Raw genomic sequence first — 23,139 nt, forward strand, 5'->3', positions numbered from 1 at the left:
GTGCGGACATGACCGACTCCGCGGGCCCGCCGCTGCTGACGCGTCTGCGACCGCGGCACTGGATCGCGCTCGACTGGGTCGTGGTGGCGATGCTGGCGGTGGTGGCCACGCTCGGTTGGCGGGAGCTCGCCGGGATGCACGGCCCGCCGCCGGTCGACGCCGTGATCGTCGCCGCGTCGATCCTGCCCGCCGGGTGGCGCCGGGTCCGGCCCCGGGCCGTGCTGGCGGTCATGACGGTGGCCGGGACGCTGGTCCTCGCACGGAGCACCGAGCCGGCACCGGCGCTCGCCACGGCCTACGTCATGTACCTCATCCCTCTGCGATACGAGCGGCGGGAGGCGTTGCGGCTGCTCCTCGGCAGCCTCGCGGTGACCGCGCTCGGCGTGCTGATCGTGGCTTGTCCGCCCGCGCCGCCCATGAACGGCAACCCGGTCCCGGCGCGGGTGATCAGCATCGCCTGCATCGCCACTGCCTGGGCCATCGGCTACGCGGTCAGCCAGCAGCGCGCCTACGCCGCCGCCGAGCGCCGGCTGCGGGAACGCGAGGTCCAGGAGGCGGCGAACCAGCTGATCGAGCAGGCCCGCCGGGTCCAGAGCGAGGAGCGGCTGGAGATCGCCCGTGAGCTGCACGACGTGGTGGCGCACGCGATGAGCGTCATAGCGGTGCAAGCCGGCGTCGCCAACTACGTCGCCGCCGAGCAGCCGGAGGAGGCGGTGCGCGCGCTGGCCTCGATCCAGGAGACCAGCCGCGGCGCCCTGCGGGAGATGCGGGCGCTGCTCGGGGTACTGCGCGACGACGAAGGGCTGGCCCCGGCACCCGGGCTGGCCGACATCAGTGAGCTGATCAGGCGGGCGGCCGACGCCGGCGTCCAGGTCGAGCTGACCGTGCGCGGGACCCGGCGGGCCGTCCCGGCCGGGCTGGACCTGGCGGCCTACCGCGTGGTGCAGGAAGCGGTCACGAACGTCATCAAGCACTCGGGCGCGGGGACCTGCGACGTCGACATCGAATATCAGGAATCTGGGCTATGCCTGACCATTGTCGACAGCGGATCCGGCGCGCACGACACCAACGGCACCACCGGCCACGGCCTCGTCGGCATGCGCGAACGCGTCCAGATGTACGGTGGCCGGGTCGACGCGGAGCCGCCGTCCGACGGGCGGCCGGGCTTCCGGGTCGCCGCCGTCTTCCCGCTGGCCCGGCCCGACTCGCTGCCCCAGCCCGACTCGCTATCCCAGCCCGACTCCCTGTCCCAGCCCCACCCCCCGGAGCCCCGATGATCCGCGTCCTGGTCGCCGACGACCAAGCCCTGGTCCGCGGCAGCTTCCGCCTCCTGGTCGAATCCGCGCCCGATCTGACGGCGGTCGGCGAGGCCGGGACCGGTGCCGAAGCGGTGACAGCGGCTCGCGCGCATCAGCCGGATGTCGTGCTGATGGACGTCCGCATGCCGTTCATGGACGGCATCGAGGCCACCCGGCGGATCACCGCCGAGCCGGCGACCGCCGATGTCAGGATCCTGATCCTGACCACCTTCGACGTCGACGAGTACGTCTTCGCCGCGCTGCACGCCGGGGCCAGCGGCTTCCTGCTCAAGGACACCCCGCCGCCGGACCTGCTGGCCGCGATCCGGGTGGTGGCGGCCGGCGAGGCGCTCCTCGCGCCGAGCGCCACCCGCCGCCTGATCGAGGAGTTCACCCGCCGCCCGGATCCCGACCGCCGTCCGCCCGTCGCGCTCACCGACACCACCGATCGCGAGCGGGAGGTCCTCACGCTGATCGGCCGCGGGCTGTCCAACGCGGAGATCGCCGGGCAGCTGCACATCAGCTTGTCCACGGTGAAGACGCACATCGGCCGGCTGCTGATGAAGCTCGAAGTGCGCGACCGGGCTCAGCTGGTCATCGCCGCCTACGACAATGCCTTGGTCAGCCCGCAGACTCAGCCCCGGACTCAGGCCCAGCCCCAGCCCCAGCCCCAGATTCAGCCGCAGCCTCAGCCAGCAGCGCCCCGGCGACACACGCTCTGACATGGCGGCTCGGATCGTCCTCCAGAGTGCGAAGGAGATTGAAAGCCCGCGGCGTGCCGATCAGGGCCAACGACTTCACCGCCTGCGCACGAACCCGCTCATCAAGGTCCTTGCATGCCTGCGACAGCGCACTCAGCGGATACTGCCCCGTGCGAGGCGTCGCGCGATGCCCTTCCAGCCACGCCACCGCAGTCCGCGGCCCGCGTCCGTAGTGGAAACGCTGCATCAGATCATCGACCGCCTGCTGATCGACCTGCGCGGCGCGCTGGATCCCCCGCGTCGCCACCTCCCGGATCCGGCGGTCCTTCGACGTGTTCACCACATGGATCAACGCGTCGACGACTCGCGGGTCTCCCCGCTCGGCCAACGGCCGGACCAGCGCCATCCGGATCACGTCATGGAAAATCGCGCTCACCACGAGTTCGACAGCCCGGGGATCAGTGCACCGCGCCAAGGCATCCATCGCGAGGTCGCGTTCCTTGTCCCGCGAGGTCCGCGCGGCGGTGATGAGCACGTCCACAGCGGGCTCCGGGCCGAGCCGGATCAGGTAGCGGATCAGCGGCGACTGTATCTTCGACGACTGATGCAAGATCCGCCCGAGGATCTCGCCGATGCGGGGCGCGGCCTCCACGACGCCGAACGCCGCCAGCACCGCGGCGGCCGTGCTCCATCCCGCGCGGCCTTTTCGCAGAATGGCCAGAAGATCCGGTATGGCTTCGGTCAGTCCCAGCTGCCCGACCAGATACGCGGCCCGCGTGGGGTCGGCCTCCGGATCCCGGACGACGGCCAGCGCGGCCCGACCCAGCGCGTCGGTGCCGCCGATGGCCCGGATCGCCTCGTCGGCCCGGGTCTGGACCGAGCCCGCGACCTTCCAGCCCAGCGACTTGGTCAGCGCCGACAGGCAAGTCCGGTCCCCGATACGTTCCATCGCTTCGATGACCCGCAAATTGTCCGGCTTCCCGGTCAGCAGCTCGACCAGCCGTCCGATCGCCTCCGGCCGAGTGAGCGCCGGATCGGTGTCGGCCAGTCCGAGGTACGGATGCAGCACTTGGAGTTCGTGCCGGACCGCCGCCGCCCGGGCCGCCGGATCGTCGACCGTGCGCAGGAATTCGACGGCCGTCCACCGCACGCCGGGGTCCTCGTGGTCGGTCAACCGCAACGCCAGAGCCAGGTGGGTGTCGGCGGCCAGCGATCTGCTCAGGGCGCGGCGCACCGAACCGATCTCCCATTTCGCGTTCTCCGGATCGTCCGAGGCCCGCAGCCGCTCCCAAGCGGCCACCAGCGGTTCGACAGCCGCGGCCGACCGCGTCCAGGCCAGCGCGTAGGTCGCGTACAACCGGGTCTCCTCATCCGGATGACCGAGATCCGCTATCAGTTTCCCGACCAGCTCGGCATCGGCCACGACCAGCCTGGGCCGGTCGGCCCGGACCCGGTTCTCGGCCCGCCGCTGCGGAGTGGGCGCCGGATAGCCGCCCACCACGTCTATACATTCCTTGATCAGAACGGCCTTCGCGACCACGGCCGCCGGAAAACGGTGGTGCGTACTCGGGTGCAGACGGGTCGCCTCCGCGATCAGGATCAGCCGCGGCGCGAACCCGGCCGCCGCGAGCAGATCGGGCTTCCACGTCCCGCAGCGAACCAGACCATAGACATACACGCCCGCGACCATCTCGGCGTCGCCGCCGGTCCGTTCCGCCACCAGCGCGGCCACCTGCTCGATGTGGTCCAGGATCAGGACGTCCCGCCGCCCACCGCCGCCGTTGAGCAGGCCTCTGAGATCGCGGTGGGCGAAGGCGCGGATTCGCGAGATACGCATGGCTGCATTGAACCAGTCGGCAGCTCAGCGTCGCGCAGGGCCTGGGCGGTGATCCGCGACGCGAGCAGCAGCGCGGCGAGGACGAGTCCGACGGCGGCCGCGACGAAGGGGGCCCGGATCCCGAAGCGGCTGCCGACCAGGCCGCCGGCCAGGGCGCCGAGCGGGACGACGCCCAGCACGACCAGCCGGTAGGCGGCGGTCACGCGGCCGAGGAGCTCGTCGGGGACCGCCGCCTGACGCAGGGTGCTGACGACGATCTGGTTCAGCGAGCCGGCCACCGCCGCGAAGAACATCGCGACCAGCGCGAGCAGAGTGCTGTGCCCCAGACCGAGCACGGCATAGCTGCCCGCCGGGACCAGCGCGGCCAGCCAGGTGGTCACCCCGCCGCCGATCCGGGGCACGACGTGTTCGGCCAGCAGCGAGCCGACGATCGCCCCGGCGGCGGGCACCGCGATGAACAGCCCGTACCGCGACGCCGGTATCCCGTACGGGCCGGTGACCAGCAGCACGAGCAGGCCGCCGGTGGCGGAGCTGAAGAAGTTGATCGCGGCGGAGATGAAGGCGACGCGGCGCAGCAGGCCGTGGCGCCAGAAGTGGGTCCAGCCGGACCGGATGTCCTGGCGGATGGTGGTCGGCGTCGAGTGGCGCCGTTCCTGCTCCTCGCTCGTGGGGCGCAGCGCCGGCAGCACGAACGCGGCCAGCCCGGCCAGCGCGAAGGCGGCGGCGCCGGTGTAGAAGGCGGCGGAGGCCGCCACCGCGAACAGCGCCGCCCCGGCGGGCGGGCCCACGAAGGTGTTGATCACCGACTGGGTCGCGAACAGGCGGCCGTTGGCCCGCTCCAGGCGCTCGCGCGGCAGGAGCCGGGGCGGAATCGTCAGCGCGGCGTTGTCGACCAGGGTCTCGGCGCAGCCGGCCAGGAACACGGCCGCGTAGAGCAGCGCGACGTGCCGCCATCCGTTCGCCAGGGACAGCGCGAGCAGCGCGAATCCCGCGGCGCGCAGCCAGTTGCCGGCCGTGAGGATCCGGCGCCGGTCCAGCCGGTCGGCCAGCGCGCCGGCCGGCAGCGTCGCGATCAGCCAGGGCAGGAACTGCACCACCGTCATGCCCGCCACCACCAGCGGGTCCCGGCTCAGGGTGGCGACCAGCAGCGGCGCCGCGGCCGCCAGCAGCCCGTCGGCGAGGTTCGAGGACGCCTGGGACGCCCACAGCGCGGCGAACGCCCGGCGGGGGGACACAGCTGGCACGATCGGCCTCCCGGATCTGTTCCTCATGGGTATCGCGTCGATTGCCCATGAAGCATGCCAGCGCCAACCTCTCACATGCAATAATCACTTCATCCATGAGAGGAGTCGTCGTGAAGTTCGGCCACATCGCCGGCGACCGCATGCTCGATCTGGTCAACACCGTCGACTGGCGGCTCGGCGGCGACGAGCGCGCCGAACGGCTGGGGTCGTTCGCCGACGTCGTCGACTGGTGCGCGGAGTCCGACCTGGTCACGGCTGCCGAGGCGGAGGCCCTGCGCGGTCTGGCCGACCAGGACGACGCCCGGGCCGAACAGGAACGGCGACAGGTCGTCGAGGCGCGCGAGCAGTTCTACGCGGCCGTCTTCGAGGACGACACCGAAGCCGCCGCGGCCCTGGCGACGATGTACCGCTCAGCGATCGCCGCGGCGGATCTGGTCCACACCGACGGCCGCTGGCAATGGCAGGACCGGGAGACCGACCTGCGCCTGCCCCGCGACCGCATCGTCCGCGGCCTGCTGGCGCTGGCCCAGCGCGACGACCTGGACCGCCTCCACCAATGCGAAGACCGCAAATGCGGCTGGGTCTACCTCGACACGTCGCCGCGCCGGAACCGCCGCTGGTGCAACACCAAGGACTGCGGCGATCGCAACCGCGCCCGCGCTTACTACGCGCGACAGAAGGCCAAGAGCCACGATTAGAACCGAGGCGCCGGACATGAGTCGCCCACGCCGAGTATCAAGATGCTGTGATATGCGTTCGGCGTCTAAGCATTGCGATACGCGTTCGGCGTCGTCCCGTACGCGGCACGGAACACCCTGCTGAAGTGCGCCGGTTCGGCGAAGCCCCAACCAGCCGCGATCACGCTCACCGGGCGGTTGGCCTGCGACCGGTCGCGCAGATCGTGGCGGCAATGCGCCAGCCGCCGCTCCCGGATCCAGCCGGCGACCGTGGTCTGCTCCTCGTGGAACAGCTTGTGCAGGTAGCGGGTCGAGATGTAGTGCGCGGCCGCTATCCGGTCCGGAGTGAGGTCGGGTTCGGAGAGATGGCACTCGATGTAGGACAGGATCGTCAGCAGGAGCGGTCGCCGCTCGACGGCCGGCGCGTCCGGATCCTCGGCGTAGACCGTGGCCAGCAGGTCCAGGATGTTGTCGGCGAGGCGGGCGTCGCCCGAGCCGCTGAAGGCGTCGAACTGTTCCGACAGCTTGCGCAGCAACGCCGAGAACACCGCGCCCACGCCCTGCGCACCGGACACCCGACGGCCGCTGATCTCCCTGATCCGGTTGCCCGGCAAGCGGAACATCGACCGCGGAAGCATCAGCACCAGCTGCTGGTACGGCTGGTCGAAACGCATTGCATAAGGCCGACCGGTCTCGTAGATCGTGAAGTCGCCCGGTTTGAGGACGGCTTCCCGCTCGCCCTGGGTGAACAGGCACGGCCCGCGCAGCTGGAGCCCGACCTTGTAGCACTCCGGGTCCGAGCTGGCGATCAGCGCGGGCGTGCGGAAGACCTCGTGCGGCGTCGCGCTCACCTGGCAGACCCGGATCGCGCCGAGGTCGACGGTGCGCAGCCGGCCTTCGAACGGCCCGGGTGCCGCCGTCTCGACGCGCAGCGGTGCGAACGTGTGGGAGACCAGGTCCCGGAATCCGTCGAACCGTCTCGCCGTCCGCACGTCGTCCACCGCTGCCGGCATGAGTCCTCCCCTGGCCGATGCTCGAAGCCGGACGCAAGATTTACGGTATCGTATACAGTCTGCTCGTCAAGTAGTAGCTTCGCGGTAACGGGAGCCGGCGTCGCGCGGCGAAGGCGTATCAGAGCCCGCACTACCACTGGTAGGCGCTGAGCAACCAGTTCTTGCCTCAGACCGCACGGCCGGTTGTCCAGGACGGCACAATCAGCGCCCGTGCGCGTACACCGCGTTCCCGGCCGGGCAGCATGGAGGCATGACCACGCTGGTTCGACGTCGTGACGTTCCGGTGTCCCCACCCGTCCTCACGCTCGGGGAGCCCGACCGGTTCGACGGCCGGATCCGCACGCTGGAGCTCGGCGAGCTGGTCGTCGCCGAGGTCCGCGCGGACACCCGCCAGGAGCACCGCGCCCCGCGCCTCGGCGCCCGGCACACCGCCGCCCCGCACTACCTGCTGACCATGCCGGTGCGGGGGCGCTGCGTCGTGGAGCAGCACGGCCGGCAGGCCCGGCTCGACCCGTTCGACCTGGCACTGCACGACACCGCCCGGCCGTCGTCGGTCCTGGCCGAGGACGGCTGCCGGATGCTGACGCTGACCTTCCCCCGGCACGCCCTGCGGCTGCCGGCCGATCGCGTCGCCGATCTGACCGCGATCCGGATCCCCGGCGCGCACGGCGTGCCGGCGTTGCTCGGCGCGACGCTGAACGGCCTGCCCTCAGCGGTCGCCGACACCTCCGCGACGCAGGCGATCCGCCTGGCGGACAGCGTGCTGGGCCTGGTGAACTCGGCCCTGGCCGATCAGCTCGGCACCGGTCCGGCCGACCCCGTGGCCGGACAACGGGCCCTGCTGCTGCGGATGCAGGCGTTCGCCGAGGAGCACTTGGCGGACGCGGACCTCTCCCCCACCGACATCGCCGCCGCGGTGCACGTCTCCATCGGTTACCTGCACAAGGTGTTCCGCGCCGAGGGCACCACCGCGTCCCGCTGGATCCGGGCCCGGCGGCTGGAGCACTGCCGCCACGACCTGACCGCGCCGGCCGAGGCCGCTCCGGCGGTCAGCGAGGTCGCCGCCCGGTGGGGCTTCGTCGACGCGGCGCATTTCAGCAAGCTGTTCAAGAACGCCTACGGCATGCCGCCCCGCGAGTATCGCAACATGACCGAAATCGCACGGAACAAGCGAAACAAAGGGACGGATCATCCCACTGCGGAATAGCAGAGCACAGCGGTACCACTGACGCGATCCCTCAAGCGTCGTAAGCATCGCCGTGTTCACCCGCCGGGACCGCTTCCCCGTCCACACCTGCAAGGGTCGCATCGCGGATCGATTCTGATTCCTCCGCGCTGACCCTTTATTCGTCGTTCCCGAAAACCGGTCATTCGGCACTTCTGAATCCATTGTCCTGAACCTCGGTCGTGTCCGCGCGGACAAGAGCTGTGTACGCACAGACAAGTGATTCAGACCACACCTGAGCAGACTGTCCTCACGAGAACGACGCAGAGGCCAGGTGACCGTATTGTGACCGCGAACCAGACCGACCAGGCCGAATCGGCGGACAAGAGCAAGCACCAGCCGATGACCGCTCCCGCCCGCGGAGTGCCACCGCAGTTGCGAAGACTTTTCCAAGCCGAATCGAACAGTGTGTTGATCGCGACGATCGCCCTGATCGTCTTGATCGGCGCGCTGCACCCCAATTTCTTCAACGCGGGCCAGCTGCGCGACATGCTTCAGAGTTCTGTTTATGTCGCCTTGCTGGCCAGCGGTATGGCTTTCCTGTTGTCCATGCGCGAGATCGACCTGTCCGTGGGCGCGAACTTCGGGCTGTCGCTGATCTCGACCGCGCTGCTGATCCGGTCCGGGATCAACCCGTGGCTGGCCGGCCTGGCCGGGATCGTCATCGGCGCCGCCATGGGCTTGGTCAACGCCCTGATCGTGCAATTCATCGCGATCCCGGCGATCGTCGCGACCTTGGCCTCGATGCAGATCTATCGGGGTCTGGCACTGGCATTGTCCGGCGGGCAGCAAGTGAACGGTCTGCCGCTGAACAACTCTTTCTTCGACACTCTCGCCGGCAAGTTCCTCGGCCTGCCGATAAGTGTCTGGATATTGATCGCGGTGACCGCGGCGTTGACCGTCGTCCTGCGCTTGACGCCCTTCGGCTATCGAGTGCGGTCGATCGGCTCGAATCCTGAAGCGGCCCAGTTCTCCGGCATTTCTCAGCCGTGGACCCGGGTGAAGGTGCTGGTGCTGGTCGGCGCGCTGTGCGGGCTGGCCGGCGTGCTCGGTCTGGCGTTCTTCACCAGTGGCGACCCCAATGTCGGCACGGGTTTCGAGCTCCAGGCGATCGCCGCCGCGGTGATCGGCGGAACCCCGCTGCGCGGCGGCAGCGCGACCGTCGTCGGCGCGGTGATCGGTGCCATTCTGCTCAGCGTCGTGTCGAGCGGATTGGTGTACTTCAACATTCCGGCGAACTGGAGCTCGTTCGCCAGCGGAATAGTCGTCCTGCTCGCGGTCGCGGTGGACAGCCTGCTGCGGAGCCGGCGCAAGGCAAGGAAATCAGAACTCGGATTGTCATAGTCTTCCAGGGAGGTCAATAATGCTGTCGTCCCGGCGTTCCCGGCAGGTGCTCCGCAATTGCGGCGTGCTCGCCACCGTCCTCAGCGCGACCGTCGCGTGCAGTTCGTCGACCAGCGGCCATGGCAAGGGCGGCCGCGTGCACCTCGCCTTCATCTACTCCACCACTTCGCAGAACCCGTTCCAGGAGATGGCGTTCGGGGCCAAGGCGGCCGCGCAGGACGCCGGCAACGTGGACCTGACCGAGAGCGCGCCGCCGAAGATCGACGGCCCGGCCGAGGTGTCGCAGTTCCAGGCCGCGACCCGCACCTCCACCGACGGCATCGCGATGGAGACGCTCAACCCGGACCTGTTCGTCCGGCCGCTGAAGCAGGCCTCGGACGCCAAGGTCCCGGTGGTCGCGGTCGACACCGCGCCGCCGGACGGCACCGCGGTCGGCCTGTACATCGGCAACAGCAACACCGAGCTGGGCCGCAGCCTGGCCACCGAGATCATCAAGCACATCCCGGTCGGCACCACCGGCGAGGTGGTCCTGGGCAACGACATCCCGGGCCTGGCGCTGCTGGGCCAGCGCCTCGACGGCATGAAGCAGGTGATCCAGGCCGAGCGGCCCACGCTGACCGTCCTGGGCCCGTTCGACTCCGGCTCGGAGCCGACGGAGAACTTCAACAAGTGGAACGACCTGGTCAAGGCGCACCCGAACGCGGTGGCCTACCTGGGTGCGGGCGCCTCGGACGCGGTGTCGCTGGCTCTGATCGAGAAGAACACCGGCAAGAAGTTCCTGGTCGGGTCCTGCGACCCGGACGCGCAGGCGCTGCAGGCGGTGAAGAACGGCTACGCGGCCGCGCTGGCCTCCCCCGAGCACTGGCTCAAGGGCTACGTCGCCCTGGCCCTGCTGGCCCAGCACGCCTCCACCGGCCAGGCCCTCCCGCAGGGCTGGTGGAACACCGGATCGCTGATCATCAACTCCGACAACATCGACCAGATCATCGACCGGCAGAGCAGTGAGGCGTCCCGCAAGGCGTGGTTCGCCGCCGAGGTGAAGAAGCAGCTGGCCGATCCGGCCCAGTACCTCAAGCCGATGAACCAGGCCAACTGACGGACCAGGACTGACGGAAGGGCCGCTGTTCATGAGCACGTTGACGATTCGCGGAATGGGCAAGTCCTACGGCGGCGTGGCAGCGCTGCGGGAGGCCGACCTGACCGTCCACTCCGGCTCGGTGCACGCGCTGCTGGGCGAGAACGGCGCCGGCAAGTCCACGCTGATCAAGGTGGTGTCCGGCGCCGTGGCGCCGGACCACGGCACGATCCACCTGGACGGCCGGCCGATGGCGTTCTCGTCCACCGCGCAGGCCGCGCAGCACGGCGTCGCGGTGGTCTCGCAGGAACTGAACCTGTTCCCGGATCTCGACGTGCTCAGCAATCTCTATCCCATGCGGGAGCTGAAGCGGGGCCCGTTCCGCGACCGGCCGGCGATGCTCGCCAAGGCCGAGCCGGTGCTGGCCCAGCTCGGCCTCGACGTCGACCCGCGCCGCCTGGTCGGGGACCTGTCCCTGGCCCAGCAGCAGCTCGTGGAGATCGCCAAGGCCCTGATCACCGATCCGCGGGTGCTCATCCTGGACGAGCCCACCTCGGCGCTGGAGCAGGCCAGCGCCTCCCGCCTGCTGGACATCCTGCGGGTGCTGCGCGAGCGCGAGGTCGCCGTCGTGTTCGTGTCGCACATCCTCGAAGAGGTCCTGACCCTCTGCGACGAGATCACGGTCCTGCGCGACGGGCGCACCGTCCTGGACGGCGTCCCCCGCGCGGACCTCGACCTCCCGCAGATCGTCGCGGCCATGCTGGGTCCGCGCGAAGGCAACGGGGCCAAGGCCGATGAGGTCGCCGAGCTGGTCCCACCGCCGTCGGCGGCCGACCCGGACCGCGTCCTCGAACTCGACGGGGTCGAGGTCCCCGGGCGGCTCCACGACATCACCCTCAGCGCCCGGCCCGGCGAGATCGTCGGCATCGCCGGGTTGTTCGGCTCCGGCCACACCACGGTCCTGGAGGTCTTCGCCGGGCTGCGCCGGCCCAGCGCCGGAACGGTCACGCTGCCCGGCGGCCGGCCGTGGCAGAACGGCCTGAAACGCGCCATCCAGGCCGGCGTCGCGCTGGTCTCCGGCGACCGCCGCCGCATCGGGCTGATGCTGGACAAGCCGTTGTGGGAGAACGTCGCCCAGGTCCGCTCCGTGGCCCTGTCCCGCGACGGCGTGCTGGTCCACAAGAACGTCCTGCGCCGACGCGCCTCGGAGCTGGTCTCCCGCCTGCACATCCGCGCCGCGAGCGTCGACATCCGCTGCGACCTGCTCTCCGGCGGCAACCAGCAGAAGGTCGTGCTGGCCAAGTGGCTCGCCGCCCAGCCCTCGGCCCTGCTGCTCGACGACCCCACCCGGGGCGTCGACATCGGCGGCAAGGCCGAGATCCACGCGCTGCTGCGCGCCGCCGCGCGCACCGACACGATCGTCCTGCTCTGCTCCACCGACCTGGAGGAACTGACCGAGCTGTGCGACCGCGTCCTGGTGCTGCACCGGGGCCGGCTCTGCGCCACCCTCCACCGCCCCGACATCGACCAGCACACGCTGCTGCAAGCCATGAACACCGGCGCCATCGACTGAACAGCGGCCTCGATCGAACTGCGCCATCGACCGAACTGCGCCGTCGACCGAACGGCGGCACCGATGGCAGCCGACCGGCACGCATGCCACGTTTGACGCATTCGTGCAGGTCGCGCCGAAGGGGAACGCCGTGGTGACTCGCCCAGGTCCGCGCAGGGGCTCCGACTCCTCGATCACCATCAACCCGCTGTTCGCCCGCCCCGGCGAGGACCGCGTGATCGACCGGTACCGCCTGGGCGCGGACCGCATGCTGCCGGAGACCGCCTACCAGGTGGTGCACGACGAGGCGATGCTCGACGGCAACGCGCGCCTGAACCTGGCCACCTTCGTGACCACCTGGATGGAGGACCCGGCGCGCAAGCTCTACGCCGAGACCCTCGACAAGAACATGATCGACAAGGACGAGTATCCGGCCACCGCCGCCGTGGAGGAGCGCTGCTGGCGCATCCTCGCCGATCTCTGGCACGCGCCCGACCCGGCGGCGGCGATCGGCTGCTCCACCGTCGGGTCCTCCGAGGCCTGCATGCTCGGCGGCCTGGCCTTCAAGCGCCGCTGGCAGGAGGCGCGCCGGAAGGCCGGCAAGCCCGCCGACCGCCCCAACCTCGTCATGAGCTCGGCCGTGCAGGTGGTCTGGGAGAAGTTCTGCAACTACTGGGACGTCGAGGCCCGCTACGTGCCGATCACCGAGGAGCACAAGACGCTCGACGGCCACGGCCTGGCCGACTACGTGGACGAGAACACCATCGGCGTGGTCGCCATCATGGGTGTCACCTACACCGGCATGTACGAGCCGATCACGGCCATCGCCGCCGCGCTGGACGAGATCCAACGCACCACCGGCCTGGACATCCCCATCCACGTCGACGGCGCCTCCGGCGCGATGATCGCGCCGTTCCTCCAGGCGCCGTTGGAATGGGATTTCCGCATCGACCGCGTGCACTCGATCAACACTTCAGGGCACAAATACGGACTCGTATACCCCGGCCTCGGCTGGGTGGTCTGGCGCCGGCGCGACCTCCTGCCGGAGAGCCTGGTGTTCAACGTCAGCTACCTCGGCGGCGACATGCCGACCTTCGCCCTGAACTTCTCCCGCCCGGGCGCCCAGGTTCTGTTGCAGTATTACCAGTTCCTGCGCCTGGGCCGTGAGGGCTTCCGCGAGGTCCAGCAGGCCAGCCAGGACGTGGCCCGCTATCTCGCGGCCGGGGTGGACGCCATGGACGCGTTCGAGCTGTGGAACGACGGCACGGACATCCCGGTGTTCGCCTGGCGCCTCAAGGACGACCACACCGACAACTGGACCCTCTACGACCTGTCGGACCGGCTCCGGGCCAAGGGCTGGCAGGTGCCCGCGTATCCGATGCCTGACAACCTCTCGGACGTGACGGTGCAGCGCGTCGTAGTCCGCAACGGCCTGAGCATGGACCTGGCGGACCTCCTGCTGGACGACGTGCGGATCGCCGTCGCGGCCCTGGACCGGCTCACCGCCCCGCTGCCGGACCGGGCGGCACCGGCGGGGTTCCATCACTGAGCGAGCGGTTCACCGAGTGAGCGGGTGCGGTCCGCCGCGTCTGACCCGAGTTCCTCAGCGCTCGACCACCACGACATGGGCCTGGATCTTTCCGTCGACGGCTCCCGCCCCGAACTCGCGAAGGATCGCCGCCTCCGCGACGTCCGTCGCGTCGTCGAGCCGCGCCGCGTCCCGGTCCTCGATCTCATTGCGCAGCGGCGATCCGAGGCAGAACGCGATGGCGGGAACCCGTGCGGAATCGGCGCGGCTCCGCTCGGTGAGGGTGGTGACCTCTGGCGTGGTGGCGAACCCGGCTGCCCGCAGATCCCGTTCGATCACGCCGACGTCGTGGTAACCGTGCGGAGTGCGGGCCAGGAACCGCGGCGGGTCGTCGGGGAAGACAGCCTCCAACGATCTGGTGATCACATCGGCGAACTCGTTGTCCTCGATACGGTCCCAGACGTTGAAGAACAGCGCGCCTCCGGGCCCGAGCACACGATGCGCCTCGGCGAAGGCCGCCACCTTGTCCGGCGGGAACATGAACCCGAACTGGCACACGACCGCGTCGAACTCGCCGTCGCGGAACGGCAGGTCGGTGGCGTCCGCCCGACCCCACTGCACGGGCCGCGAAGTGCCGGTCTCGGCGGCCAGATCGAGCATCGACTGATTCAGGTCCGTGGCGATGATGGAGACGCTGTCCGGCAGGGCGGAAGCCAGATGCCGCGTCGCGACGCCGGTGCCGGCCGCGATCTCCAGGACCCGGGTCACGGGTCGCGCCGCTACGCGGTTCGCGAGGTCGACGGCGTACGGCTCGAAGATCAGCGGTACGAAGTACTCCTCGTAGAACCTCGGAATCGAACCGGTGAAGGCTTTGTCGGGGCCGGTGTCGGGGCCGGTGTCGGGGCCAGTGTCAGGGCCAGTGTCGGGGCCGGTCACGGTGTCCTCCTGGGTGGTCGATCGCAGAACACTGTTCACATGCGCCAGATCTGACCGGTGTAGTTCCCGCACGGATTCAGCACGAGATTGACATAGTTGGCCGGAGCCCCGGCGGTGTCAAGGCACAGGCCGCTGCTCTGATTAGTGATGTGACCAGTGGCATTGTCATACGTCCATTGCTGAACCGCGTATCCGCCGCACTGGCTGAGGACCACAGCCGAGCCCCTGGCCGGCGACGGACCGGTGTCCATGCAGAACCCGGTCGGAGTGTTGGCGAGGCGATGGCTCGTCCCGTCGTAGGCCCAGGTCTGGCCGCTGAAGTTGCCGCAGGTGCGGACCTGGACGGCGATGCCGGTCGCCTGGGGACCGTTCGTGTCGATGCACAGGCTGTTGGAGACGTTTGTGATCTTTCCTTGCGAACCCTGGACCGGAGGAGCCAGCGCCGTTTTGGAGGTCGGCGAGTCGGGGGCCGGGGGGTTCGCTCCGGCGGACGAGCTGCTGGCCGACGTGGAGATCGTGCTCCCGCCAGTGGCGACCTGTGAGGTACTGCCGCTGCTGCTCAGCCCGCCGGTCAGGGCCACGACGCCGCCCACGACCAGCGCCACGCCGCAGACCGACGAGGCGATCGTCAGCGCCCTGCGGCGGAGCAGGCGCGGCTGGAGTGGAGCCTCGACCACGATCGGCGCGTGCGCCACATAGCCCAGTGGGAATTCCTGGGACACGGTCGCCGAAGGCTGGTCGTAGAAGGTGCGAGCCGAAACGCCGCCGACGCTGCCGCTTCCGCTTCGGCTTCCGCTTCCGACTCCAGTCCCGCTCCCAAAACCAGTCCCGCTCCCGAATCCAGTCCCGGTCCCGTTACCAGTCCCGCTCGCGCCGCCGGTCCCGCTCTGGCTCCCGCTCGCGCCGCCGCCCCAGGTCCCGCCGCCCGCCAACAGCGCCCGGGCCCGCGCCACGTCGGGCCGGTCACCCGGCTGCTTCAGCGTCAGCGCCTCGATCAACGTCTTCAAGTCGCCGCCGGCGCGCCGCATCGCGGGCAGCGGCTCGATCAGCACCGCGGTGAGCGTCCCCTGCATGTTCTCGCGCCGGAACGGCGACACGCCTTCCACCGCGTGGTAGAGCGTCACTCCCAGCGAGAACAGGTCCGACGCCAGTCCCCCGCCGTGCCCGTCGACACGTTCCGGCGCCGTGTACTCCATCGTGCCGACGAACAACCCCGTGCTGGTCAACCCGGTGTCGCCGCTCCGCTTCGCGATGCCGAAGTCGGTCAGCAGCACCCGGCCGTCGTCGGCCAGCATGATGTTCCCGGGCTTGACGTCCCGGTGCGCCACCCCGGCCGCGTCCGCCGCCCCGAGCGCGGACAGCATCCCGTCCGCGATGATCGCCACCTGCTCCGGCGCCAGCGGTCCGGCCGCCAGGACGTCGCGCAGCGACCGGCCCCGCACCAGCTGCATCACGATCCACGGCGCGCCGTCCTCGATCACGACGTCGTACACCGGAACGACGTTCGGATGGTCGGCGAGCGCCGCCGCCGTGCGTCCCTCTCGCAGGGCCCTGGCGACCTGGGTCTCGCGCTCGGCCTCCGACGACTGCGGGATCCCGACCTCTTTGAGCGCGACGCGCCGATCCAGCTGCTCGTCCAGCCCTTCCCAGACCCGGCCCATCCCGCCCGTGCCGATCGCGGCGATCAGCCGGTACCTCCCGGCGATCACGCGCTCGGCAGCGTTATCCCCCACCCACACAGCCATCCCCCTGCGATCCTTGGCTTCCAGGCTCCTATGCACTCAGCCTCCCAAGGCTCCCACGGCCCGACCCCTGCCACAGCCCACCGTGACGTCTTCGCCACCGAAATAATCTTTCTGCCGGCGGTTGGACATCGCTAGCCTTGAGCTGTGCCAGGGCGAAAGAACCACAGCTCGTCGTCCCGTAAACCCCGGGGCTTCACCGCCCGGCTGCAATGGTTCTGGAAGCGCTATGTCTGGGACGGTTCCGCCGACGTCGGCCGTCCGAAGCCCGTTCCGGTGGAGAAGCCGGTCAAGACGATCGCTTTGCGCCGCGTCGATCCCGCGCGCTGGGCTGCGCTGTGCGAGAGTCTGCGCGCTCATGTGGAGCCGCAGCTGGTGGCGGTCGGCGAGAAGCTCGCCGCCTCGGAGTTGGCTCTGCGTTACGGCGAGAGTCAAGCGACCCGCGAATACCTGCTGGCGCTCGACGCCTACTCGGCAGCGGGAAAGCTGTTCGACGACGCCAAGGAGCCCGTGGAGCTGGCCGGGGTATCGGCGCTGGTCGACATCGCTTCGACGCACTTCGCGGGCGCCGTCGCGCGGAACCAGGGAAAGCAGGCTCCGCGTCGCAGGACCCGCTGTTTCTACAACCCGATGCACGGTGTGGCGTCCAAGGCCCCGGATCCCTCCCATACTCCGCGGAAGCGGCGGCGGCAGGCCCAGGTGTGGAACAAGGGGGCGGTGGTCCCGATGTGCGCGGACTGCCGACGGCGCAGCCAGACGGACCAGCCGCTGGACATCGTGCCGGTGGCGATCAGCGTCCGGGTCCGGCGGCGGACGCGGGAACTGGTCGAAGTGCCCTATTTCGCAGTGCCGCAGGACCGGTCGCTGTGGTCGGCGACCGGCTACGGGAGCCTGCCGGGCAGTTCGGATGTGGAGTTGGTGCGGCGGGTGCTACGGGGTGAGTACCGGCAGACTCCGGCGACAGGTGCCGATTTGATGCTGGGCGCCAGGAAGCGCGGGTTGTTCGGGCGGCGTGGCTGACCGGTCAGCTCGCCCGGTCGGAGCACTCAGCCCGATCCGAACGCTCGGCCCGGCCGAGCCGGTCGTCCCCGCCGGCCACCGCTCCCAGCATGCCCGCCAGCAAATCGGCGACCCGCGCGTCGTCGGCGCCGACCAGCGCCGGAGTGCCGATCACCGAGCGCATCAACCAGGTTCCGGCCACCAATGCCAAACCGAGCTCGGCGCGCAGCTCAGCCTCAGGACCCTGCCACTCCCCCGCCGCGATCCGCGATTCGAGCAACGCCTCGACGCCTCGGCGCAGCGCGTCGGACGTCTCAGGATCCTGCGCCGATCGGACCATCAGCAGAAACGGGTCCGGTTCCTCGTCGCCGGGCGCGTTCCCTTCGGAGATGGAGCGCGCGATACCCGAGGACAGCAGCCCTTCGGGCGCGCCCTTGACCGCCGACACACCGAACGCCCGTTCGACCGCCTGAGCGAACAGCCCTTCCTTCGACCCGAAGTACCGGTTGATCAGCATCGCCGTCACCCCGGCCCGCTGCGCGATCTGCCGCACTCCCGCCCGGGCATAGCCGTGCAACGTGAACTCCACCACCGCGGCCTGGAGGATCACCTCACGAGTCACAGCGCGGTCGCGCTTGCGAGGAAGCCGCGCAGCAGTCATGCACGGGAGCATACGTCTACTGCGCGTGGCGACGGGTGCACATTCCAGGGGGCGGCCGCCATCACGGCCAGGCACCAGGTACCTGACCGCGACGGTGTGTCCGTCTGACTCAATTGTCTGTTTTCCGGCTAACTCGACATCCTCACAGAGCCACCATCAGGAGTTCCTCACTCCCACCGCATCACGAAGCTGAAATCCCGCGCGCGGCGGCCGGTCAGCTTCTCGGCGGAGGTGAGGCGTCCGGTGGCGATGTGCCTGGTGACCTCGGCGCGGGGGACGTCCAGACCGAGGGCGATGAGGGTCGTCGTGCGCAGCGGGATGCGATGGGTGAAGGTGACGTCGACATCGAGGATGTCGGCTTTCGGAAGTTCGATGGGGTCCATGTCGAGCCTCCAGGCTTCGGACCAGTCGAGGGTGAGGCCGTTGCGGTGCGCCAGCTGCGGATCGGTCAGCAGGCGGGCGGCGAGGGCCGCGTCGTTGGCGTGGAAACCGGCGAGCATCGCCGGGTCGATGGCGCGGACCTGCCCGCGTTCCAGGACCGTCAGCTTGGCGGTGTCCCCGCACGCGACGCAGAGTGCCAGCAGCCAGACATCGAGCAGCTTGTGGTTCGCGTTGACGCGGAAGCGGCCCTGGGTCCGGAGCTCTGTCGAGGGACAGGCGCGGCAGCGGCGGCGGATGGTCGGGAGGGCGTGCGGGCGTACGTACCACCGGGTGGAGGCGCGCACGGCGAAGGTGTTTTCGGGCACCAGGAAATGGCCGATCTGCTACGAGATCTCGTTGAGACGTCGGCGGCGCACAGCGAGGTGCGGCACCGGCTCGGCGCACGGTTGCCAGGGAAGGGCAGCCCGGACGTCGATGACCTGCCGAGGGCACGAGGTGATAGGCGTGCGGCAGCGGACCGGCAGCGCGAACGCGCGCTACACGGCCGCGGGTACGTCAGCCGTCATTCGGCGACGTGCCTGCTCGGCGCGATGAACGTCTCAGCTGGTGTACAACGGCCCGTCCTGGACGAAGGATCCGGTCGCCTGCGGCGTGGCCTGGCGTGACCCGGTTGACGGCGCGACGGTAGTACACGGTGACGACGAGGTGCCACTGATTTATTCACCGGACCTATACGCGCGACCACCCACCGACCTGCCCACCGATTCCTTTTCTCCGCGGCCCCGGTCTACACAGCCGACGGCACACCCGCCGACGGGACGTGCCGAACCGAGGATGGAGAGCTGATAGTCGTGAGTGTTCCCACCACCATGCGGGCCCTGGAGCAGACGTCGCTGATGGGACCGCAGGACATGCGGTCGGTCAGCGACGCCCCGGTACCGGTCCCCGGCCCCGGCGAAGTGCTGATCCGGGTGGAGGCCGCCGGGGTGAACTTCGCCGACCTGTCGAGGGCCCGCGGCACGTTCCGGAACGGCCCGCAGCCTCCCTACATCGCAGGGTTCGAAGCCGCTGGCAAGGTGGTCGCGGTCGGCCCCGGCGTGACCTGGCCGGCGCTGGGAACCCCGGTGGTCGGCGTCGGAGACGGCGCCTTCGCCGAGTACCTGCTGCTACCGGCCGCCGGCGCCGTTCCGGTCCCCGCCGGGTGGAGCAGCGGGCAGGCGCTGGGCCTGGTGGTGAACTGGCCGACGGCGTTGGCGGCGCTCAAGCCGATGGGCCGGGTGGCGGCCGGGGAGACCGTCCTGGTCCACGCTGCCGCGGGCGCTACCGGTCGCGCCGCGGTCGCCATCGCCAAGCACTACGGCGCGACGGTCATCGGGGCGGCGTCGCCGAGTAAGCACGAGGTGGTCCGGTCCCTCGGCGCCGACCATGTGGTGGACGCGAACGCCGACGACCTCGCCGCGCAGGTGCTGAGCCTGACCGACGGCGCCGGCGCGGACCTCGTGCTGGAGACCAACGGCGGCGCCACGTTCCAAGCCAGTCTGGCCGCCGCGAAGCGGGTGACCGGCCGGGTGGTGGTCCTCGGGCTGGCCGGGGGCGAGGCCGCGGTCACCAACTGGGATCTGGTCTACCGGCACCAGGTCCACGTCATCGGCCTCAACATCGGCGTCCTGATCGCGACCGCGCCACAGATGTTCGGCGAGATCGTGGGCGAGATGGCGGCGCTCGTCGCGGCGGGCGTCCTCGTTCCCTCCGAGCCCACCGCCTACGATCTGGCCGACGGCGGGACGGCGCTGCTGGATCTCGAAGGCCGTCGAACCGTCGGCAAACTGGCCCTGCGCCCCTGACGAGCCGAAGGCACCGAGATGCACAGCACGGAGGCCCCGCCGCAAGCACGGTTCGCGGCCGACACCGAACTGTTCCGCCGCGAGCTGCTGGCGCACTGCTACCGCATGGTCGGCTCCGCCCACGACGCCGAGGACCTGGTCCAGGAGACCTACCTGCGGGCCTGGCGCGGCTACGCCGGCTTCGACGGCCGTGCCTCCATGCGGTCCTGGCTCTACAAAATCGCCACCAACGTCTGTCTGTCGGCCCTGGAGTCGCGCAGAATCAGGGTCCTGCCTTCCGGGCTCGCCGGGCCCCACGACGGACCCGACCACGCGGCGAGCCCCGTCGCCCCGGCGCACGCCACCTGGCTCGAACCGCTGCCCGACGGCTGGACCGCCCCGCCCGAGGGCGATCCGGCCGCCGTGGTCGTGGCCCGCGAATCGCTGCGGCTGGCCCTGATCGCCAGCCTGCAACACCTTCCGGCCCGCCAGCGCGCCATCCTCATCCTGCGCGAGGTGCTGGCGTTCTCGGCCGCCGAGACCGCGCAGATCCTCGGAACCACCGTCGCGGCCGTCAAGAGCGGTCTGCAACGAGCGCGCGCCCGGTTGGAGGAACTGGATCCGGTGCCCGAGGACCTGCTCGAACCGACCGACCAGCGGGCCCGGGCGCTGCTCGACGGGTATATCGCAGCCTTCGAACACTCCGACGCGGGCCTGCTGGAGCAGGTGTTGCGCGCGGACGCAACACTGGAGGCGACGCCCTTCGCCGACTGGCGGTCCGGCCGGACTCAGTGCCTTCATCTGCTCGCGGCCCACGTGCTCGGCACCCCCGGCGACTGGCGGCTGCTGGCCACCACGGCCAACGGACAGCCCGCCGCCGTCATCTACCACCGGGAGGCCGACGGGATCCTGCACGCCAACGGCGTCGTGGTGCTGGCCGCGACAGCCGACGGCGTCGCGCGGGTCGTCGCGTTCCACGATCCGGGGCTGGTCGCGCTGTTCGGGTTCGGCGATGTGGTCTAGCGACTTCCAGGTCGTGGAGCACGCGGGGCGCGAACGTCATAGTGGACAGCCCTTAATGTCTCGTTCATTCGTTCCCGGCACCGACGCCGACCAGGCCGAGGTATTGTGCACGATCATCAGGCTCGGGGCCTGATCGGGAACGATTCTGGGGGGCCGGTGTTCTTATTCTGGTTGGGGCTGGTGCTGTGGGTGCTCGCGGGCGGTGAGCTCGGCGCGGTCGCCGTCGGCGCCACCAAGCTCGGGTCGCCCGACGCCTCCGGCGTCGTCGAGTTCGTCGTCGGGATCAACCTCGTCCCGTGGACCGGACTGGCCGGGATCGGGGCGTTGCTGGGCGGCCAGCACAAGCGGCTCGGGCTCTCCGCCGCCGGCCCGACCGAGGCGGCCGCGGCCCGGATCGAGTCCTCGCGCGCGGTCGGCGAGGGCCCGAACTTCCCGGTCGAGCTGGACCTCACCGTCGCGCCGGAGGGCAAGCGGGCGTTCCGGACCAACGCGCGGCCCTCGGTCAACCTGATGGATCTGGACCGCTACCGGGAGGGCCGCAACGTCGTGGTCGACTACGACCCGCACCGGCCGTGGGAGGTGACGGTCCGCGCCGACCCGGGCGCCGAGTGGGTCGAGCGCATCGCCTTGGCGGCGATCGACACCGCGCCGGAGGAGAGCCGCCCGAAGAAGCCGGTGCACCCCGCTACCAAGCGGACGAAGTGGTACGCGCTGGCCTCGACCGCGGTCGGCTTCGCGCTGTGGTTCGTAGTGTTCTGAGGCATGCTGTAACGCGTCTTGTGAGCCGCAGTAAGGTGGCGATCACCATCGCTTACCGACGGCTTGGGGGTTCAGGTGCCGGAGCGTTTGATCGGCGGCCGCTACCGACTGCTCGACCTCATCGCCGCTGGCGGTTTCGGCGAGGTGTGGCGGGCGCATGACGAGCGTCTGGACGTTCCGGTCGCGATCAAGCGCATCAGGATCGCCCCGGAGTCCTCGGCCGCCATGCAGGCCGGTCTGATCGCCCGTGCCGAGCGGGAGGCCCGCAGCGCCGCGGCCCTGCGGGACGAGCCGAACGTGGTGGCCGTCCACGACGTGGTGACCGAGCACGGCCTGCCCTGGGTGGTGATGCGGCTGGTCGACGGCGACTCGCTGGCGCAGGAGCTGGAGCGCCGGACGCGGCTGGACCAGCCGCTGGCCGCCGAGATCGCCCGGGGCGTGCTGGAGGCGCTCGGCGCCGCGCACCGGCTCGGCATCGTGCACCGGGACGTGAAGCCGGCCAACATCATGCTGACCCGGCGCGGACAGGTGCTGCTGGCCGACTTCGGCATCGCGAAGCACCGCGACGACACCTCGCTCACGGCGACCGGCACAGTGGTCGGCTCGCTGGAGTACATGGCCCCGGAGCGGTTCGGCGCCGACCCGAACGCCAACCTGCCGGCCGGCGACCTGTTCTCGCTCGGCGTGACCCTGTTCGAGGCCCTGGAGGGCTATTCGCCGTTCCGCCGCGAGTCGATGACGGCCACCATGGCGGCGGTGGCGTTCGAGCAGCACCCGGTGCTGCGCAACGCGGGTCCGCTGACGATGCTGATCGAGCAGCTGCTGGTGAAGGACCCCGGACGCCGCCCGAGCGCGGAGGCCGCAGCGGACGCGCTGCGGTCGTTGGGGACGGTGCCGACGACGATGGTGGCCGGGTGGGACGTGGTGAATCGGGGCTCGGTGGTGGGAGTGGCGACGGTGGCGATGGAGACCGTGTCCGCTCCCGCTCTCGCGGATCCGATGTCCTCGGCGGTGTCGGACCGGATCGACGTCATCATCCAGTCCGTCGATCGGAAGGCCAAGATCCCCACCATCAAAGCCGTCCGCGAGCTGACGACCCTTGGTCTGAAGGAAGCGAAGGAACTGGTCGACCGGCCTCCGCATGTGCTGCTCGAAGCAGTGGATCCGGAGACCGCGACCAGAGCGGTGGCGCTGCTTCGGCAGGCCGGGGCGGTGGCGGTGGCTCGGTCCGCTCGGCGGCGTGACCATCGGTAGGACGGTAGGTGGTGGCCGACGCCGATCGGCCTGGCGCTCCAGACCGCGGCCAAGCAGCTGCCGGCGA

At 70.2% G+C, this 23,139-nt stretch carries 20 protein-coding genes; 13 read left to right on the forward strand and 7 right to left on the reverse strand.

What is annotated here, in order from left to right:
* Positions 1–8: 8 nt before the first annotated feature.
* Together ABD481_RS23485 and ABD481_RS23490 are read left to right on the forward strand one after the other, a co-directional pair.
* Positions 9–1,277, forward strand: a complete 1,269-nt coding sequence (locus ABD481_RS23485) for a sensor histidine kinase (RefSeq protein ID WP_344667893.1) — start codon at positions 9–11, stop codon at positions 1,275–1,277.
* Positions 1,274–2,020 (forward strand): response regulator, encoded by a 747-nt coding sequence (locus ABD481_RS23490; protein WP_344667894.1) that lies wholly within the window; start codon positions 1,274–1,276, stop codon positions 2,018–2,020. Before ABD481_RS23485 ends, ABD481_RS23490 begins: the two co-directional genes overlap by 4 nt.
* Here the strand turns inward: ABD481_RS23490 and ABD481_RS23495 are convergent.
* Both ABD481_RS23495 and ABD481_RS23500 read right to left on the reverse strand, forming a co-directional pair.
* Positions 1,920–3,836: a HEAT repeat domain-containing protein gene (locus ABD481_RS23495; RefSeq protein ID WP_344667895.1), complete on the reverse strand. Its 1,917-nt coding sequence runs from the start codon at positions 3,834–3,836 to the stop codon at positions 1,920–1,922. The genes ABD481_RS23490 and ABD481_RS23495 overlap by 101 nt on opposite strands.
* On the reverse strand, positions 3,752–5,080 hold the full coding sequence (locus ABD481_RS23500) for an MFS transporter (RefSeq protein ID WP_344667896.1): 1,329 nt from the start codon (positions 5,078–5,080) through the stop codon (positions 3,752–3,754). The genes ABD481_RS23495 and ABD481_RS23500 overlap by 85 nt, the downstream gene beginning before the upstream one ends.
* A gap of 95 nt (positions 5,081–5,175) precedes the next feature.
* Here ABD481_RS23500 and ABD481_RS23505 point away from each other — a divergent pair, with 95 nt between their 5' ends.
* Positions 5,176–5,778 (forward strand): CGNR zinc finger domain-containing protein, encoded by a 603-nt coding sequence (locus tag ABD481_RS23505; protein WP_344667897.1) that lies wholly within the window; start codon positions 5,176–5,178, stop codon positions 5,776–5,778.
* Between the two features lie 65 nt (positions 5,779–5,843).
* On the opposite strand, the gene ABD481_RS23510 is transcribed toward ABD481_RS23505, so the two are convergent.
* Entirely contained in the window at positions 5,844–6,770 is a 927-nt protein-coding gene (locus ABD481_RS23510) for an AraC-like ligand-binding domain-containing protein (protein ID WP_344667898.1), read from the reverse strand.
* A gap of 250 nt (positions 6,771–7,020) precedes the next feature.
* Between ABD481_RS23510 and ABD481_RS23515 the strand changes: the two genes are divergently transcribed.
* The 5 genes from ABD481_RS23515 to gad all read left to right on the forward strand — a co-directional run bounded on the left by ABD481_RS23515 (position 7,021) and on the right by gad (position 13,515).
* Positions 7,021–7,977, forward strand: a complete 957-nt coding sequence (locus ABD481_RS23515) for an AraC-like ligand-binding domain-containing protein (protein ID WP_344667899.1) — start codon at positions 7,021–7,023, stop codon at positions 7,975–7,977.
* A 303-nt stretch (positions 7,978–8,280) separates the two neighbouring features.
* Positions 8,281–9,339, forward strand: coding sequence for an ABC transporter permease (locus ABD481_RS23520; protein ID WP_344667900.1), 1,059 nt, complete (start codon positions 8,281–8,283; stop codon positions 9,337–9,339).
* A 19-nt stretch (positions 9,340–9,358) separates the two neighbouring features.
* Positions 9,359–10,435, forward strand: a complete 1,077-nt coding sequence (locus tag ABD481_RS23525; protein WP_344667901.1) for a sugar ABC transporter substrate-binding protein — start codon at positions 9,359–9,361, stop codon at positions 10,433–10,435.
* Between the two features lie 31 nt (positions 10,436–10,466).
* Complete coding sequence (locus tag ABD481_RS23530) at positions 10,467–11,987, forward strand: sugar ABC transporter ATP-binding protein (RefSeq protein WP_344667902.1); 1,521 nt, start codon at positions 10,467–10,469, stop codon at positions 11,985–11,987.
* Positions 11,988–12,117: 130 nt separating this feature from the next.
* Positions 12,118–13,515, forward strand: a complete 1,398-nt coding sequence (gad, locus tag ABD481_RS23535; RefSeq protein WP_344667903.1) for a glutamate decarboxylase — start codon at positions 12,118–12,120, stop codon at positions 13,513–13,515.
* A gap of 54 nt (positions 13,516–13,569) precedes the next feature.
* On the opposite strand, the gene ABD481_RS23540 is transcribed toward gad, so the two are convergent.
* Both ABD481_RS23540 and ABD481_RS23545 read right to left on the reverse strand, forming a co-directional pair.
* Positions 13,570–14,430 (reverse strand): class I SAM-dependent methyltransferase, encoded by an 861-nt coding sequence (locus ABD481_RS23540; RefSeq protein ID WP_344667904.1) that lies wholly within the window; start codon positions 14,428–14,430, stop codon positions 13,570–13,572.
* Between the two features lie 35 nt (positions 14,431–14,465).
* Positions 14,466–16,175 (reverse strand): serine/threonine protein kinase, encoded by a 1,710-nt coding sequence (locus ABD481_RS23545; RefSeq protein ID WP_344667905.1) that lies wholly within the window; start codon positions 16,173–16,175, stop codon positions 14,466–14,468.
* A gap of 144 nt (positions 16,176–16,319) precedes the next feature.
* Here ABD481_RS23545 and ABD481_RS23550 point away from each other — a divergent pair, with 144 nt between their 5' ends.
* On the forward strand, positions 16,320–17,192 hold the full coding sequence (locus tag ABD481_RS23550; RefSeq protein ID WP_344667906.1) for a hypothetical protein: 873 nt from the start codon (positions 16,320–16,322) through the stop codon (positions 17,190–17,192).
* A gap of 4 nt (positions 17,193–17,196) precedes the next feature.
* Here ABD481_RS23550 and ABD481_RS23555 read toward each other — a convergent pair whose 3' ends face one another.
* A complete protein-coding gene (locus tag ABD481_RS23555) occupies positions 17,197–17,832 on the reverse strand; it encodes a TetR/AcrR family transcriptional regulator (protein WP_344667907.1) in 636 nt (211 codons plus the stop codon).
* A gap of 167 nt (positions 17,833–17,999) precedes the next feature.
* Positions 18,000–18,578 carry a DUF1062 domain-containing protein gene (locus ABD481_RS23560; protein ID WP_344667908.1) on the reverse strand — a complete coding sequence of 193 codons (579 nt, stop codon included), beginning with the start codon at positions 18,576–18,578 and terminating at the stop codon, positions 18,000–18,002.
* A 486-nt stretch (positions 18,579–19,064) separates the two neighbouring features.
* Between ABD481_RS23560 and ABD481_RS23565 the strand changes: the two genes are divergently transcribed.
* The 4 genes from ABD481_RS23565 to ABD481_RS23580 all read left to right on the forward strand — a co-directional run bounded on the left by ABD481_RS23565 (position 19,065) and on the right by ABD481_RS23580 (position 23,072).
* Entirely contained in the window at positions 19,065–20,057 is a 993-nt protein-coding gene (locus tag ABD481_RS23565; RefSeq protein WP_344667909.1) for a zinc-binding dehydrogenase, read from the forward strand.
* 18 nt (positions 20,058–20,075) lie between these two features.
* Positions 20,076–21,059: an RNA polymerase subunit sigma-70 gene (locus tag ABD481_RS23570; protein WP_344667910.1), complete on the forward strand. Its 984-nt coding sequence runs from the start codon at positions 20,076–20,078 to the stop codon at positions 21,057–21,059.
* 156 nt (positions 21,060–21,215) lie between these two features.
* The gene (locus ABD481_RS23575) at positions 21,216–21,818 is read left to right on the forward strand and encodes a DUF3592 domain-containing protein (protein ID WP_344667911.1); all 603 of its coding nucleotides are present in this window, start codon (positions 21,216–21,218) and stop codon (positions 21,816–21,818) included.
* A 75-nt stretch (positions 21,819–21,893) separates the two neighbouring features.
* A complete protein-coding gene (locus ABD481_RS23580; RefSeq protein WP_344667912.1) occupies positions 21,894–23,072 on the forward strand; it encodes a ribosomal protein L7/L12 in 1,179 nt (392 codons plus the stop codon).
* Positions 23,073–23,139: the final 67 nt, after the last annotated feature.

The sequence above is a fragment of the Catenulispora yoronensis genome (assembly GCF_039531695.1).
Classification (GTDB): domain Bacteria; phylum Actinomycetota; class Actinomycetes; order Streptomycetales; family Catenulisporaceae; genus Catenulispora; species Catenulispora yoronensis.

Bases quoted from the DNA above. Each gene is read 5' to 3' on its own strand.
- ABD481_RS23530 (WP_344667902.1), top strand. From the start codon at position 10,467: ATGAGCACGTTGACGATTCGCGGAATGGGCAAGTCCTACGGCGGCGTG.
- ABD481_RS23525 (WP_344667901.1), top strand. From the start codon at position 9,359: ATGCTGTCGTCCCGGCGTTCCCGGCAGGTGCTCCGCAATTGCGGCGTG.
- ABD481_RS23545 (WP_344667905.1), bottom strand. From the start codon at position 16,175: ATGGCTGTGTGGGTGGGGGATAACGCTGCCGAGCGCGTGATCGCCGGG.
- ABD481_RS23515 (WP_344667899.1), top strand. From the start codon at position 7,021: ATGACCACGCTGGTTCGACGTCGTGACGTTCCGGTGTCCCCACCCGTC.
- ABD481_RS23570 (WP_344667910.1), top strand. From the start codon at position 20,076: ATGCACAGCACGGAGGCCCCGCCGCAAGCACGGTTCGCGGCCGACACC.
- ABD481_RS23555 (WP_344667907.1), bottom strand. From the start codon at position 17,832: ATGACTGCTGCGCGGCTTCCTCGCAAGCGCGACCGCGCTGTGACTCGT.
- ABD481_RS23505 (WP_344667897.1), top strand. From the start codon at position 5,176: ATGAGAGGAGTCGTCGTGAAGTTCGGCCACATCGCCGGCGACCGCATG.
- ABD481_RS23485 (WP_344667893.1), top strand. From the start codon at position 9: ATGACCGACTCCGCGGGCCCGCCGCTGCTGACGCGTCTGCGACCGCGG.
- ABD481_RS23490 (WP_344667894.1), top strand. From the start codon at position 1,274: ATGATCCGCGTCCTGGTCGCCGACGACCAAGCCCTGGTCCGCGGCAGC.
- ABD481_RS23495 (WP_344667895.1), bottom strand. From the start codon at position 3,836: ATGCGTATCTCGCGAATCCGCGCCTTCGCCCACCGCGATCTCAGAGGC.
- ABD481_RS23510 (WP_344667898.1), bottom strand. From the start codon at position 6,770: ATGCCGGCAGCGGTGGACGACGTGCGGACGGCGAGACGGTTCGACGGA.